This window comes from Maribacter polysaccharolyticus (assembly GCF_028882255.1).
GTDB classification, from domain to species: domain Bacteria; phylum Bacteroidota; class Bacteroidia; order Flavobacteriales; family Flavobacteriaceae; genus Maribacter_A; species Maribacter_A polysaccharolyticus.
In genome coordinates this window covers 1,149,925-1,164,602 of sequence record NZ_JARBUY010000001.1, presented here as the reverse complement: position 1 = coordinate 1,164,602, position 14,678 = coordinate 1,149,925, and the positions used below count along the sequence as shown (strand labels likewise).

Below are 14,678 nucleotides of genomic sequence, written 5' to 3'. Positions count from 1 at the left end.
ATTCTAAAAGTTTCTTCTACAATGTTAATGGAACACTTTTTATGCGACGACGTAGGAGGGAAGCATAATGTGTGTGGAATGGTTACTTTATATACTTTTTGAGTTTGAGAAAGAAGGTAATATTTTTTTCCAAAAAGGAGCTTTATTTTTTTTACTTCTTTCCTTAAAATATCTAGCTTTTAATTTCTTACAGTTAGTGGTTTTAATCTTTTCATAACCAAATTTTTTCTTCAATACTGTTACAAAATAATTATCAATCGCATCAAAATATATGTCTATTTCCAAATACGAGTATAAAGCAATCCAATTTGTAATAATTGTATAAACTGAATTAAAAGTGTCTTCATTAAGCTCACCTCTCTTAACTTCTTTAGCAATTTTGCTTTTTAGATATGGAATAGAATTTCGTGGCGGTAATAATTTTTTGCCATCAAAACGTATAGATAGAAAGGATAAAGTTTGATTAAACGGATTTACAATAGTGGTTTTTCCCATATCTTTCTCATCTAACTCATGAATTTCTAATCCAAGTTCATTAGTTAAGTATTCAGAAATATGATTATATCCATCTTCTGCATTCTCGAGATTATCAAACAAAACAATGAAGTCATCTGCATATCTCACCATTGGATGGTTTTCATTTTTCATGTAACTATCAAAGTCCGCCAAATAAACATTTGAGAGCAATGGAGAAAGTGGATTACCTTGAGGAATACCTTTTCCTGCATTTTTAAACAATTCTTTATGCTTTTTGCCAAGGCGTTTTAATCCTCCAAGCTTTTGATTAAGAGCGTTTATTATTAAAAAATTTATTGTTTTATCTTTAAGGTTCGGAAATATTTTATTCTTTAAAAGTGAATCTTTATCAACTTCTTCAAAAAAGTTAACAATATCAGCTTTAAGTATTATTTGCTTTCCTTGGTCAAAAACGCTTTTCATTTGAAGTACGGCTTGCTTTACACCTTTCCCTTTTTGATATGCATAACTTATGCCTTCGCTGTCTTTAAGTAATTCTTTGAGATTTTCTTCAAGAAGGATGGCTAACGCTTTAAGAACAACTCTATCTCGAATTTCTGGTATTTGTAATGGTCTGTACTTCCCATTTTCTTTTTTTATTACAGCCGCTCTATTCGGGGAAAAATTATAGCTTCCTTTTTTTAGAAAGCGTCTAATATTGAAAATATTAGTAGTAAGATTTTCTTGAAACTCTTTTATTGTAAGCCCAGATAATCCATGGGAATCTTCATTCTCTTTCTTTAATTGGTTCCATGCCTCAAATAAGAAATCTTTATTTGATAATTCCTCTAGTAGTGTCAAACTTAAGCTCTAATATATTTTATCTGTTTTCTAATACCAGTTGTATTAATTCTATAATTAACCATTTGTAAGCTAGCAGAATAATTAGTTGATATCTCTTTTTTAGACATATTACCAGTAGTTAAAGCCCAAACCAAACACTCTCTAGGTAATTGTAAAGCTGAACCAAGATATTCAGCTTCTGCTTCTTGATTTCTATCGTAATATCTCATATAACTTGGAAGGACCACTCCTTTTGGAACAACGATTTCATGCTCACATATTATATGCGCTAACTCATGCATTAAATCACTTTGCTGTCTGGCTTCACTTGCTCTTGTATTATGAATAATAATTTTTTTGTCATTATAATTGGTCATAGTCAAAGCCGACCAACCTGAACTTTCTTTGCTATTACCCATTAAAACATCAAGTTGTTGATTATCTAAACCCAAAATTTCTGGAGACATAACTTCAATATTAAGATGTTTAGCAAGTTCAAACCCACATAATGGCTGATTAAACTCTAGACCTAATTCAGCTCTGAATTTATTTGAAATTCTTTCTGCTTTTGCCTTAAAACCTCTTTTCAAATAATTCTTTTTTGCCAAATCACTTCTTATTATAAGCCAAGTCTATTACTTGAGTTAACATTCTCATCGTATCTGGGTCTAATTCTCTATCAGCGCGTAAATGAGCTAATATTTTGTCTTTTGAGGACGTTACTTTTTGTTCTTTGTTCGAAATGATAAAAGTTTCTGTAGTTACTTCAAGCCATTTACAAATTTTGATAAAAGTTTCTACATCAGGAAGTTTCCCTTGTTCTATTCTTGAAAGTGTTGCGGAGCTAATATCTCCTATTTGGGCAGCTGTATCTCTTAATCCAGTACTACCTCTTTTTGTTTTAAGCATGCCTGCTAAAAGGCTTGTATTTAATTCAGAATTCATCTAAATGTTAATAAAATTAAAAAGTTGTTAATAAGTAAGACATTGTTTCACTTGTAAGACAGTCAACATAACGTATCTTTGATGCAACATAATCTTATGTGTGAGACAAATATAGTAATTTAAATTTAATTATCATGATTAAGAAAGAAGACAAAAAAAAATTGGTAACTATTATAGTTAATGGTACACCTCATGAAGAAGAGAAAAATGAAATAACTTATGACGAAGTGGTTACGCTTGCTTTTCCAGATTTTCCTCAACACCCAGAAAGAACCTATTCTGTTACTTACGAAAGAGGAAATGGAAACAAACCAACTGGAATTTTATCTCCAGGTGGAAAAGTTAGAGTAAAAGAAGGAATGATTTTTAAAGTTAAACATACGGGACAATCTTAAATAGAAATGATAGTAAGTTTAGCAGAGAATAATGAGGATATTGATAGATTATTAAAAAAGGGATATGCATTGGCAATAGATAGCAATCATCTTGTTGTTAGAGATATCCCTTATCTAGACAATAACGGAAACCTTCAAATTGGAGCAATAGTTTCAATAGTAAATTTTATTAGCCAGAATAAAATGGGCATGAGAGACCATCAAATATTCTTTTGTGGTAGTCATCCTCATGAATTAAACGGAAAACCAATTAGAAATCTTGGTGGTGGTGCAACATCAGTCCATTTGGCTTCAAAAGATTTGGTTGTACAAAGGTCTTTTTCTAACAAGCCTCCAAGTGGAAAATTTAAAGATTGGTTCGAAAAAATTGAAAATTATATTACTATAATTTCTGGACCAGCAATTGATAAATTTGATGCGAACCCTTATACTTTTAGAGTAGCTGATGAAAATACTAAATCTGTGTTTAAATTTAGGGATACGTTAACAAGTAGGGCGGGAATAGGAGAGTTAAGTGCTAAACTTGAAGAAGATACAATTGCGATTATCGGACTTGGTGGGACTGGTTCATACCTTTTAGATTTTTTAGTTAAAACTCCAGTAAAAGAAATCAAAGGATTTGATGGAGATTGGTATCATGTTCATAATGCATTCCGTTCTCCTGGAAAATTAAATGAAGAAGAACTAGGTAAAAGAAAAACAGAAGTATATAACAATCGTTATCAAAATTTCCGTGATAATGTAAATATTTATTCTAATTATATTACTTGTGATTCAGAAGAAGATTTGACTGGCGTAACTTTTGCTTTTGTTTGTGTTGATAGCGGAGCTGCTCGTGGTGAAATATTTGATTTACTAGTAAAACTAAAAATACCATTTATAGATTTAGGTATGGGATTAGACAAAGATACTGGCTTAATAAGTGGCACACTTCGAACTACATATTTCCCTGTCGAATCAGCACAAAGTACTATTAATAAAAGGCTAGCTCCATTAAGTGATATTCCCGATGATGTTTATAAAAGTAATATTCAAATTTCAGAACTTAATGCCTTAAATGCTTGTTTAGCGGTTATTAAATATAAACAAATGAGAGGTTTTTATTTGGATGACAATTCATATTTCCATATGTTATTTAATGTTGATGGGGTAAATTTAGTAGGGGAGAATGGAAAAAATTAAATTGCTGAAAGTTGAATATTTACCAAAAGTCCTTGAGCAAGGAATTTTATATGTTTCTGAAGAATTTGGTATTGCAGGTCATTTGTGCCCATGTGGTTGTGAAAATAAAATAATGACTCCAATTGAGCCATCCGAATGGTCGTTTAAAGAAGTTAAAAATAAACCAACTTTATATCCTTCTATAGGTAATTGGCAATTACCATGTAGGTCACATTATTGGATTACTAATGGAAATATTGAATGGTCACATGATTGGAGTGAAGAGGAAATCATAGCAGGACGTGAAGCAGAAGCAAGAAAAAGAAAAGCCTATTATGATGATTTAGAATCAAAACAGGTGAGAAAATCAATTTTTAGAAGAGTTTTAGATTGGTTTTTAATGCTATTATCAAATTAATAAACAAATATTATGATTACAATTGAAGCAATTAAACCAGGTCCTAAACCGAGAAAAGATGATGGTTCACTGGACAAAAGAAGAAGAGTTTCACCAGATAAAAAGAAAGATTACCCACCATTAAAAAAGCATAAGCACAAAAAAGGTGACTAATTACAAATAGTTGAGTTTTTAAATATTATGTAAATTAGAATCTCGGTATTTACCTTGGCCTCATAAAATTTTGGTCAAAACAATAGGAGAAATGAGCGTGCATATTTTAGGGGTTTAGTAATTCAGTTTCTTAAGAGTTTCAATTAATCAATGAATTTCAAAGCAATCTTAACGAGTTCCGATGTTTCCTTAAATATAGCTAATGAGCCGTTAATAGTTTCCAAAATTATATGCAGCCTTGAATTTTTGTTTCTTTTGTTTCAAGACAAAAGATAATGAAACACGAAAAAAGATTAATTGAAGTTCTATAGTTAACAAGTGTATAGAATTTTATTTTTCTTAAAATTTATGCTCTTGTGGCAAGCTTACGAGAATCGTCTAAAATTTTTTATGACGTACATTTTATCGAATCCGCGATTTTTAATAAGAGCAAAAAAGTTAGCTTTTATTTTGGCGTTGGCAAGCGTTGGATAATTGCGTGTAAAATAAATTGCCAGAGCAATTTGATTTTATAAAACAATCGAGCGCTTAGTAGCGGCTATTTTACATAACGGCTAATTATAGATGCAAATGTTTTTAAACGCTGTGAAGCAAACCACTTAATAGTTTAATGACCCAAGTTCCAATTATTCTAATGAAAACAAATGCTTCTGGGATATTTTACATAATGCAATTATAGTTAACGAATGGAGAACAATTATTTAAGTATAGCGTATTGGTTTCCTTTTACATAATTGTTGACGATATGAGCCTAAAGGCAATCATATCTACAATTATATAAAATAGCACAGCTATACGGAAACTGCACACAATACATTTGTACTATAATTTTTCTTATGTCAAACTAGCTTAACAGCTTTGAGGTTTTACTCATTTTAGTAGGGATTAGGTTTTACTTGTTGCTTCCTTCCAAGGGCTATAATATTTCTTGCCGTTATTTTAACCGCTTGTAAGTGTTTTAATTGAGTACGTAGTTTAACAACAATCAGATCTATACACTTTACAGAGCGCATCTTTGGCAAGGAAATTATTATTTTGGGGGACTCTTAGTGTCTTCCTGAAAAGTTCAAATAAAGGATGATATAGAAGCTAGGAGAAAAAACTTTTAGACTATTGCCAATTAGATACCTTAGCAATGGTTAAGATTTATGAGTTTTTAAAAGAAACAATTAAATAAAGATTTAAAATATGTAAAAGAATAACCCGTTTAAGTATTTAAGTTAAATAAGATATTTAAGTAACTAAATATAGTTTTTGGTATAAAAATTGTTTTAAGTTTAATAAATTATATAATTTTGTTCTATATTTAAGAATAATGGCAATTACAATTAAATCAATACCAGTATTAAAAGATAAAGCAGCAGCTCACTTTAACTCTAAGATAGCTGAAAATAATGCTAAGAAATCTTCTATTGATTTTTCCAAACAAACTTCTGTTGCTTCAAAGATTTTAGCTAAGGCAAAATTATAAATATTTGCTTTGGGTTTTCTACTTGATAATTGCACCCTAAAACCTTATAATCAAGAAATATTAGATAGTTGTAATCCTTTTGATTGCGACCATGAAGATTTAAATGATTTTTTCACCAATGATGTAGATAATTATTCTGCAGAACTTTTGGGTAAGACATATTGTTTCACTTTAGATGAGGACCCTGCTGTGATTGTATGTGCATTTACTATTTCTAACGATAGTATAAAAACAACACATTTACCAAATTCAAGAAAGAAGAAGGTAATCAAAGAGATTCCAAGACAAAAGCACATGAGAAGCTATCCTGCTGTTCTTATTGGAAGATTGGGTGTTCATAAAGATTATAGAAATATTGAAGGCGAAGTAGATAATACAGGGAAACAACTAATGGATTTCATTAAGTCTTGGTTTATTGATGGTGCTAATAAAACAGGTTGTAGGTTTATTGTTGTTGATTCTTATAATGAGCCAAGAGCACTAAGATATTATGCTAAAAATGGCTTCGAAAGTCTTTTTTCTTCTGAAGAACAAGAAAAAAAATTTACAGGCTTACCCAATGAGGCATCATTATCCACAAGACTTATGTTTTTTGATTTAATTGTATTGGCAAAAGGATAATCCACGATTGAAAGTTCAAATAAAGGATAAACTGTACAGTTCTTTTACGATGTGAAGGTTAAATATGTATTTTACTTAAAAAACAAAATTGATGTGAGATGAAAAAGAGGAAAAGTAAATAAGGTCGTTTTTATCCAATCCAAATAATGTGCATTCTTTTTGGATAATAGCCTCATCGGTAGTTTCCGTAATAGTTGTTGTTTTGCTACTTCTAGATTCTAAATAAAGTTAAAAAAAACGATGTAATTAGTTAGTTGCAAGTTTCTTCTCCACTAGCTTCGATAGTTATTGAAATTCTGGAGTTGATTTATGGGACAATTCTCACAAACATATTTTTTGAATTTTGCTTTTGTTCTTTCACCAAATCGATTCCTATACATAACCTCTTGCAAGCCAATATGGTGCGCCAAGAAAAAGCTAAATTACTTAGTAGTGAGGTTGGTTTAAAAACTATTCTTCTAATTGATAAACCCGCACATAATCTACAACCATTTGTTGTGCGTAAAAACTATGGTCAATTCTTTTTCACCTCCCCGCATGCCACCAATGTCAAAATTAAAAATTAAAAAAAACATCTGGTTAAAAGGTTACTAAGAAATTAACTTTTTCAATTAATTCAAATCTTTGGTCATTAATGGAACAAACTGCTGGTTTATTGTATCACCAACTGTCCAAAGCCTAAACCCAAAAGGGTTATTGTCAAAATTTTTACTAGTGGTCTCTCCACTTATAAATTGGATATTTTTATAATGGTTTATCACAGTCTTATGTGTGTGGCCAGATAAGTAAGCTAATACATTGTTTTGTTCAAACAGTTCTATCAATTCTTTCCTTTTTGTTAAAGGTAAATTAAAATATTCCTCATCTTCATTTATTGTTTTTAAAAACAATGGATAATGACCAATCACAAAGGTCTGGTGATTATGAGCCTTATCAATCCTCAACGTTTTTTTAAACCAACTATCATGTTTTTTAGATTCACCCCCAATATCTACTTTCCATAATTGGGTATTGGTGACTACGAATGAATATCCATTGTGCTCGAATTTATAATAATCCTTACCTATGGCATTTCTATAATAATTGAGTGTGCTATCATTGGGGATATTCCCAATATCATGATTCCCTGAAGCCAGATAACATGGCATATTAAAGTCTTCCATCACCTTTTTGAAATCTTTATATGAAGTATCGTTAGGTTCTTCAACAAGGTCACCACATATAACCACGAAATCAGGGTTAAGAGTGTTGATTTGATTTACAGCTGTTTTGAACGATTTCAAGTCGTGATCATAACCTCCAAATCCCAATTGGGTATCGCACATTTGTACAAAAGTAAATGGTTCTGGTCTTCCACTGCAAGACAAGAGGAATAAAAGGAAAAAAGCTATAATATAACTATTTTTATAAAGGACTCTATTGGACATTGCTAATTCAGTTTTTGATACACCCGTACATAATCAACAATCATTTGTTGCGGGAAAATGCTATCGTCAATTCCTTTTCTACCTCCCCAACCACCACCAACGGCAACATTCAATATAAGATAGAAATTTTGATCAAAAGGCCATTCAGCAGTAGTTTTATGTTCATTTTCTATGTGATTATACACAACGCCATCCAATAAAAAATCGATTTTCCCGGGTGTCCATTCTATTACAAATACATGAAATTCTTCATTTGGATTTTCAATGAAAATAGTTTTACCTTTTTGGGTACCGATTATATGGTTGTATGCCTTTGTATGTATGGTGCCGTGTATGGTGTCATTATCATAACCTACATGTTCCATAATATCAATTTCACCACATTCGGGCCATCCTATCTCTTTCCTGTTTTCACCCAACATCCATATGGCGGGCCACATGCCTCGACCTTTGGGAAGTTTTGCCCTTACTTCTATGCGACCGTATTTCCATTCAACAAGACCTTCGGTCTTTAGTCTTGAAGAAGTATACTGTGCAGTATCAATTTCTGCCTTGTATTTTACCCAACCTTTGATTTCTGCGTTTTTATAATCCTTATTGGCCACTTTTTCCTTATGGGCCTCAATAATCAGGTGACCATTATCGACCCTTGCATTTTTTAAGCTATCAACATAGTACTGTTTTTCCTGATTGGCGACAAATCCATAATCATAGGTCCATTTGGTAGGATCTGGCTTACCATTATAGTTGAATTCATCGCTCCACACTAATTTATATCCACTGTTTAGAGGACTTGCACTTGCTCTTTCAAATAACAACTCCGGTTCGTTGGTAGAAATGAAATCAAAACCGTTTGCCAGGAATACATCCATATCCTCTTGGTTATTGACAGTCCAGACATTTAAGGTCAAACCTAACTCCTTAGCACTTTGTATCCATTCAGGATGGTCAAGCAGTACATGGCGCTCATAATCCAAACCAGAAATACCATCCACATGTAATTCTTCAGGGGTTTTAGTACCGTTCAAGTATTGTGTCTTCGCTTGTGGTTCCAATTCAATGATTCTCTTTAAAATGTCATAGTCAAAGCTGATATATGAAGCAACAAACTGTCCAGCATTCAGTTCATTAACCAATTCGACCACTTTCTTGGCAATAAGCTGCCCCCGCTCTTTGGATTTTGATGTTTTTATTTCACAGACCAATCCCGTTGTTGTATTATCCTTGATCCCAGCAAGTATAAAATCCCTTAAGGTCGGCAATACCTCTCCATTCGAAAGTCTGAACTTTGCCAATTCTTCGTAATTGGTTTCTTCTATAAGGAGTTCGTGGTAAACATTATCATGGTTGAGGATCAAAACATCATCGGCTGTCATCCGTACATCGAATTCAGAGCCGGTACAGTTTAAGGCTATAGCGTGTTTCAACGAAGCTATTGAGTTTTCAGGAAGACCATGCTGTTTCCAAGCACCACGATGGGCTATAACAACATTATCAGCAAATGTAATTTCATCATTCGGATTTAAGTTTTTACAAGAATTTAAACTTGTAAGAAATAGTATAACAAATAAGAAACGCATGGATTTGTATTTTAAATAAGAAAATAATGTAAATCAATAATAATCTAAGGGCATGCAGAAGATGCCCTTAGATCAATGCAACTAAACTAACAACTTAAACAATATGAAATAATCAATACTTTATTCAGTTAATCCTTTAAGTACCAGGGAACTTGGTTAATTCCATCAAAACCGCCATATTGTACATCAATGGCTTTCTGATAGTTTTCAGGATTAGTCGTTTGTTCGTTTTCAGGATATTTCCATCGTTTTGGATAAACCGTTGGATCATCAGGATTTAAACTGGTTGCGGGGTCCAAAGGATATTCAGGATAACCTGTACGCAGAAATTGTGGGTAATTGCCACCATTCCCTTGAAAGAAATCTATCAACCATCTTTGAGTCAATATTTGCTCCAAACGATCTTCTTTGGAACCTGTAGACGCATAGGCAGCAGCACCTGTAAAATAATTATCGATATATTCTTGGTCAATAGCCATACCATGAACCCACCCTTCAGTATGGTTGAGGTTCATATAATATTCCAACATGGCTTTTACCCCCTTTTCATAATACTCCTGAGCATTACCACTCACCCAACCTTCCTCAATGGCTTCAGCAATAATAAAACATTGTTCGGAATAGGTAAAAAGTAGCATGGGGTCACCATCCATAAATTCCACATAACGTTTATTTACCAAAGAATATATACCAGCTTGATTATTCAAAGATAGTTGTTCTGCTGCCAGTGCTGTGGGGGCCCCCACATAGGCATCAAACTCGGATTCCAGTTGACCCCCATCAATCTGGGCTTGAGCAGGTTCAGCGAAATAAAACAGTCTTCGATCATTGAAATTCTTTAAAGCATCAACTACTAATTTTGATACACCTTCGTCAATTCTTTGATTTTCACCATTCCAAAAAGGAAATGTCGCGTTTGGATTTTCAGAATAAACCAATTTTAAATTGTCATCATTGCCTTCCATCAAATTACCGGCATTTACAATGGCGGAAAAACGGTTTTTTTGGTCCGTAGTAGCTTTTTTACTTATAGTTTGGATAACTTTAAGCTGCATGGCATTACAAAGCTTACGCCATTTGGTAACGTCTCCATCAAACATGATGTCACCCCCAAAATCAGCTCCTTCCGCAAAATATGATTCCGCTTGTTGAAGGTCAAGCAATATCTGTGCAAATACTTCAGCTTGTTTATCATATTTTGGCCTTGTAATTTCTTCTTCGGCCATTCCTGCTTCAGAATAAGGGACATCCCCCACATCCAATGTTGCCGAAAAACCGTAAGAAGCTTTGAGAAACAAGGCTAAGCCCTTAAATGAGGATTCATATAGTGCCCCCTCAGAAAATTCAACCATTCTTTTAAGGTCGGTCAGATTTTTGTATTTACCAAAACTACCAAAAGGCCAATATGAAAAATAGTATTGGTTTGGATCTGGGCTGGATTTAAGAACTGCGGTATGTTTGTTGAACAGATTGACCTGGGTATAAACATCAGCACTAGTATTTGACAATCTATATGTATTTACCAATACCTGTGTAGCAAGCATTTCCGGAGCAACAGTGGTTGATTTATCCGGGTCTGTATTTATATCTTCAAAATTGCTGCACGAAAATGCAACGATGGAAGAAATGATCGTTATGATAGTATATTTTAAATTTTTCATGTTTTTTGTCTATTAAAATGAAAGTTTAATATTAGCTCCGAGATATCTAACAGAGGGATCGGAAAAATCCTCCCTACCGCCATCTGGATCGGAATATTTAAAATCTTTTGCCCATAACAGTACGTTTTGTCCTATGAAACTAATGGACGCATTTTTAATAGGTCCCCAACCTTCCAACACACGGTTTGGAACGTTATATGTTAAAGATACTTCTCGCAGCTTAAAGAAGGTTTTTTCATAGGCATCGGCCGTAGTTCCCGAACCTCCCCAAGCACTACTGTTGTGTAAATCCTTTACGGCTCTTAGATATGTGGTCGGTACATCATTTGGTGCAAAAGCACGCGTATCTTCCAATATATTACCATCCGTATCGAAACTAACATCCCCTGATACGACCATTACACCATCTCCAATATAATTTTCTGAGCCCGGTGTGGCAACGTCCAAAGCTCTTTCCTCTGTAACTGAATCGGGATGGCCACCAGATTGCCACATATAACTCTCTGTCCTTGTATTCATTAAACCGCCGACAACACCATCCATTGAAACGAATAGACTTAGATTTTTATATTGTAAGGTAGAGTTCACCCCCCATAACCAATCAGGATCGGAATAACCGAATACTGTACTATAGGCACTTCTTTGGATCCGTCCATTACTATAGATATTTTCTCCTGTTTCAGGAACTTTTAAAAATTCTTTTCCTACATAAGCATCAACCCTTGCATTTTCTTTTATCCAAGGTTTTTCAGTAGAATATAGGGGGTCTAATTTTGTATATACTTCCTTATACGTTGACCAATTCATACTTAAATCCCATTGCCAATCCTCTTTATCAATTGGCCTAGCAGTAAGTGCTACTTCCCACCCCCTGCGTGCTCTTTCCTCATCGGTATTAATATAGTTACTGGTATACCCTGAAGCGGCAGTTACAGGGGCGTATTTTAATAAGTTGTACATGTCTTTTGTATAGTAGGATACATCAAATGTTAGGCGTTTTTTAAACAAAATCCCTTGCAAACCAACCTCATAGGTATCGGCACTTTGAGGTCGAATACTATTTAAATCATATAAACTACTGGGGGCACTAGCCCCATTAACATTATTCCAGAGACCTGTTGTAGTAGTAAAAACGCTATTTATTTCATAGATCCCCGCAGGTGTTTTTGATTGTGTCCAAGAATTTCTGATCTTTAATAGATCAAGCCAACTTTTAGTGGATTCAGGTAGCAATTCCGAAATTATTAAACTACTTGAAGTCGAGGGGTAGAAATAAGACCTTTTTGAATCTGATACATTGGGCCCTGCCAATGTAGAGCTCCAGTCATTTCTCCCAGTGACTTCAAAGTATATTAATTTGTTCCATGACAAGGCAAAGCGACCAAATGCGGAGTTAACCTGCTGTGCATATGTGGTTTCTGAAACAGCTGCTGGTTCTACTGATGCATTTAAAGAGAAAAAACCGGGAATTGAAATACCACCTACTGTTTGGGCATTGATATTATCATCTCTTTTATAATATATTGTCCCCCCAACAAGGTATTCCATTTCAAATTTGTCAAAAGTTTTATTACCTGTAAGCAACAGATCACTGTTTGTACTAAAGCCTTGTGTTTTACCTGTTACATAGGCTCCTGTCCTAGTACCATTCCAAGTATACAGATTTCCAGGAATAGCTGTGTTACCGGTTGATACATAAGAGCCTTGGGAAACCCTTAACTGTCCGCGATCCACATAAAAATCCAATCCTGAACGAACAGTTGCTTTTAACCAATCAGCTATATCATAGCTCATGGAGAGGTCTGCATTAAAGATATCTCGCGATACTTCATTTGTTTTTTCATATCGGTCAAAATACGGGCTATTTTGGCTTTTTCCCCTATATCTATTTTCTTCATAATCATATCCATAATGGTTGTTTTGGAGTACGTCCGGGATGATCCAATAATTATCTTTATAATCGAGAACATTGTAATCGACAGGTCCCCAAATCAATAAAGTGTACATTGGGTCATAGGAAGTATAGCCGTTAGAACCCATATTCGGGGATTCTCTTCTGGCATACGATAAATTTGAAGTCAATTGAAACTTGTCCAAATCAATATCCCCGCCTAAGGTATACGTGTATTTGTCTAAAGTGGAATTTGGGTACTGTCCCTTATTTTCTGTCCAGTTTATGGAACTCCTTAAGGCAACATTCCCCTCTCTATACGCCACATTAACATTATTATTTGTTATATACCCTTGTTCTAAAAAGTTTTTGAAATTGTCCTTGCCTATTGGTAGGTATTCAAAATCCCTAAACTCCTTTAAAATAGGGTCCCATTGCGTTTGTATCGATCCATCCATAACCTGACCCCATGATTGATCTGTATTAATATCATAAGTATTATTTGTGCCACGCCCATAAATACTTTGCTTTTCAGGAATTGCTAAAAACCCGGCAGAAAACATTGTGTTGGTTGTTAGGTCAACAGATAATCCACTTTTACCAGTACTACCATTTTTTGTAGTAATCAGAATTGCGCCATTTGCTCCACGAAATCCATAAAGTGAGGAAGCTGTTGCTCCTTTTAATACGCTCATTGATTCTATATCCTCTGAAGATACGTCGCTTAGCGTTTTATTGGCATAAGCAATACCATCAATCACCAATAGGGGTTCCTCACCTCGAATGGTAATTTCAGGTGCAACATTAAAATCTGTTGAGTTCTTGACCAAAAGACCTGCGACTTTACCGGTTAGTGAAGTACCGACATCCACGCCGGATACCTTTTGCAAACTTTCTCCTGAGATTTCTTGAACGGCGTAACCCAAGGCTTTTTCCTCCCGCCTAATACCCAAAGCGGTTACCACAACCTCTTCTAGGCTTTCCGTATCTGGGAGAAGGGTTATACTCACGAAATCTGAAGCACCGACGGCCACTTCCTTGGTTAGGAAACCCAAATAGGAAACTATCAGAATAGCCGGATCTGAGGTAATATCCAAAGAAAAATCACCATTAAAATCGGTTGATATTCCATTGGTAGTACCTTTTTCAACAATCGAAGCACCAGGTAGTGGCCCACCATTTTCATCCTTAATGTTTCCCATTATTGTCCGTTGTTGTTCCAAACTAATGGTACTTTCCACTAAAGGTGGATTCAAATCTTTTTTTACAATAATTGTTTCGTTGTTAGTAAACTCGAAGGAACATCCTATAGGTGACAATCCTTTTCTTATAAGTCTTTTTGCAGGGATCACACCCTTCTTCAATTCAACTTTTGGAGCATCAGCAATCAGGTCGTCGCTATAAACAAATTTATAACCGGCTTGTTGCTGAACGAGTTCAAAAATCTGAGCTACCGATATTGTCATATCAGAATCGATTTTGATTTTGGCATTTTGAGAGAACGAATTATTTGGGGTAATACTAAAGACTGATGTGAAAAACAGAAAAATAAATGTTCTCATAATGGTTCGTAGAAGTTTTCCCCATTTATGGAGAATAACATTGGTAAAGTTAATTTTCATAAATTAGTATTTCGGATTAGTTGATCAATTTGAT

General features: G+C 34.2%; 13 protein-coding genes. 6 read left to right on the top strand and 7 right to left on the bottom strand.

What is annotated here, in order from left to right:
* Positions 1-87 precede the first annotated feature (87 nt).
* Genes PHU20_RS04920 through PHU20_RS04910 form a run of 3 tightly spaced genes read right to left on the bottom strand, consistent with a single transcriptional unit; the run spans position 88 to position 2,244 of the window.
* On the bottom strand, positions 88-1,317 hold the full coding sequence (locus PHU20_RS04920) for a reverse transcriptase domain-containing protein (RefSeq protein ID WP_274824229.1): 1,230 nt from the start codon (positions 1,315-1,317) through the stop codon (positions 88-90).
* Between the two features lie 2 nt (positions 1,318-1,319).
* Positions 1,320-1,907, bottom strand: coding sequence for an ImmA/IrrE family metallo-endopeptidase (locus PHU20_RS04915; RefSeq protein ID WP_274824228.1), 588 nt, complete (start codon positions 1,905-1,907; stop codon positions 1,320-1,322).
* A gap of 1 nt (position 1,908) precedes the next feature.
* Positions 1,909-2,244, bottom strand: a complete 336-nt coding sequence (locus tag PHU20_RS04910; protein WP_274824227.1) for a helix-turn-helix domain-containing protein — start codon at positions 2,242-2,244, stop codon at positions 1,909-1,911.
* Between the two features lie 134 nt (positions 2,245-2,378).
* On the opposite strand from PHU20_RS04910, the gene PHU20_RS04905 reads away from it, so the two are divergent.
* The 6 genes from PHU20_RS04905 to PHU20_RS04880 all read left to right on the top strand — a co-directional run bounded on the left by PHU20_RS04905 (position 2,379) and on the right by PHU20_RS04880 (position 6,463).
* Positions 2,379-2,639, top strand: a complete 261-nt coding sequence (locus PHU20_RS04905) for a multiubiquitin domain-containing protein (RefSeq protein WP_274824226.1) — start codon at positions 2,379-2,381, stop codon at positions 2,637-2,639.
* A gap of 6 nt (positions 2,640-2,645) precedes the next feature.
* Positions 2,646-3,821, top strand: coding sequence for a ThiF family adenylyltransferase (locus PHU20_RS04900; RefSeq protein WP_274824225.1), 1,176 nt, complete (start codon positions 2,646-2,648; stop codon positions 3,819-3,821).
* Positions 3,808-4,218: a ubiquitination-like system serine protease family protein gene (locus tag PHU20_RS04895; RefSeq protein WP_274824224.1), complete on the top strand. Its 411-nt coding sequence runs from the start codon at positions 3,808-3,810 to the stop codon at positions 4,216-4,218. Before PHU20_RS04900 ends, PHU20_RS04895 begins: the two co-directional genes overlap by 14 nt.
* Before the next feature lie 12 nt (positions 4,219-4,230).
* Positions 4,231-4,371 carry a hypothetical protein gene (locus PHU20_RS04890; RefSeq protein ID WP_165453867.1) on the top strand — a complete coding sequence of 47 codons (141 nt, stop codon included), beginning with the start codon at positions 4,231-4,233 and terminating at the stop codon, positions 4,369-4,371.
* 1,315 nt (positions 4,372-5,686) lie between these two features.
* Positions 5,687-5,842 carry a hypothetical protein gene (locus PHU20_RS04885; RefSeq protein ID WP_274824223.1) on the top strand — a complete coding sequence of 52 codons (156 nt, stop codon included), beginning with the start codon at positions 5,687-5,689 and terminating at the stop codon, positions 5,840-5,842.
* A 9-nt stretch (positions 5,843-5,851) separates the two neighbouring features.
* A complete protein-coding gene (locus tag PHU20_RS04880; RefSeq protein WP_274824222.1) occupies positions 5,852-6,463 on the top strand; it encodes a GNAT family N-acetyltransferase in 612 nt (203 codons plus the stop codon).
* Between the two features lie 611 nt (positions 6,464-7,074).
* Here the strand turns inward: PHU20_RS04880 and PHU20_RS04875 are convergent.
* The 4 genes from PHU20_RS04875 to PHU20_RS04860 all read right to left on the bottom strand — a co-directional run bounded on the left by PHU20_RS04875 (position 7,075) and on the right by PHU20_RS04860 (position 14,644).
* The gene (locus PHU20_RS04875) at positions 7,075-7,890 is read right to left on the bottom strand and encodes a metallophosphoesterase (protein ID WP_274824221.1); all 816 of its coding nucleotides are present in this window, start codon (positions 7,888-7,890) and stop codon (positions 7,075-7,077) included.
* A gap of 2 nt (positions 7,891-7,892) precedes the next feature.
* Complete coding sequence (locus PHU20_RS04870) at positions 7,893-9,470, bottom strand: family 16 glycosylhydrolase (RefSeq protein WP_274824220.1); 1,578 nt, start codon at positions 9,468-9,470, stop codon at positions 7,893-7,895.
* 128 nt (positions 9,471-9,598) lie between these two features.
* Positions 9,599-11,131 (bottom strand): SusD/RagB family nutrient-binding outer membrane lipoprotein, encoded by a 1,533-nt coding sequence (locus PHU20_RS04865; protein WP_274824219.1) that lies wholly within the window; start codon positions 11,129-11,131, stop codon positions 9,599-9,601.
* Between the two features lie 12 nt (positions 11,132-11,143).
* A complete protein-coding gene (locus PHU20_RS04860; protein WP_274824218.1) occupies positions 11,144-14,644 on the bottom strand; it encodes a SusC/RagA family TonB-linked outer membrane protein in 3,501 nt (1,166 codons plus the stop codon).
* Positions 14,645-14,678 lie beyond the last annotated feature (34 nt).

Excerpts from the sequence above, each read along its gene's own strand:
- PHU20_RS04910 (WP_274824227.1), bottom strand. The coding sequence starts at position 2,244 with ATGAATTCTGAATTAAATACAAGCCTTTTAGCAGGCATGCTTAAAACA.
- PHU20_RS04905 (WP_274824226.1), top strand. The coding sequence starts at position 2,379 with ATGATTAAGAAAGAAGACAAAAAAAAATTGGTAACTATTATAGTTAAT.
- PHU20_RS04900 (WP_274824225.1), top strand. The coding sequence starts at position 2,646 with ATGATAGTAAGTTTAGCAGAGAATAATGAGGATATTGATAGATTATTA.
- PHU20_RS04895 (WP_274824224.1), top strand. The coding sequence starts at position 3,808 with ATGGAAAAAATTAAATTGCTGAAAGTTGAATATTTACCAAAAGTCCTT.
- PHU20_RS04890 (WP_165453867.1), top strand. The coding sequence starts at position 4,231 with ATGATTACAATTGAAGCAATTAAACCAGGTCCTAAACCGAGAAAAGAT.
- PHU20_RS04885 (WP_274824223.1), top strand. The coding sequence starts at position 5,687 with ATGGCAATTACAATTAAATCAATACCAGTATTAAAAGATAAAGCAGCA.
- PHU20_RS04875 (WP_274824221.1), bottom strand. The coding sequence starts at position 7,890 with ATGTCCAATAGAGTCCTTTATAAAAATAGTTATATTATAGCTTTTTTC.
- PHU20_RS04870 (WP_274824220.1), bottom strand. The coding sequence starts at position 9,470 with ATGCGTTTCTTATTTGTTATACTATTTCTTACAAGTTTAAATTCTTGT.
- PHU20_RS04865 (WP_274824219.1), bottom strand. The coding sequence starts at position 11,131 with ATGAAAAATTTAAAATATACTATCATAACGATCATTTCTTCCATCGTT.
- PHU20_RS04860 (WP_274824218.1), bottom strand. The coding sequence starts at position 14,644 with ATGAAAATTAACTTTACCAATGTTATTCTCCATAAATGGGGAAAACTT.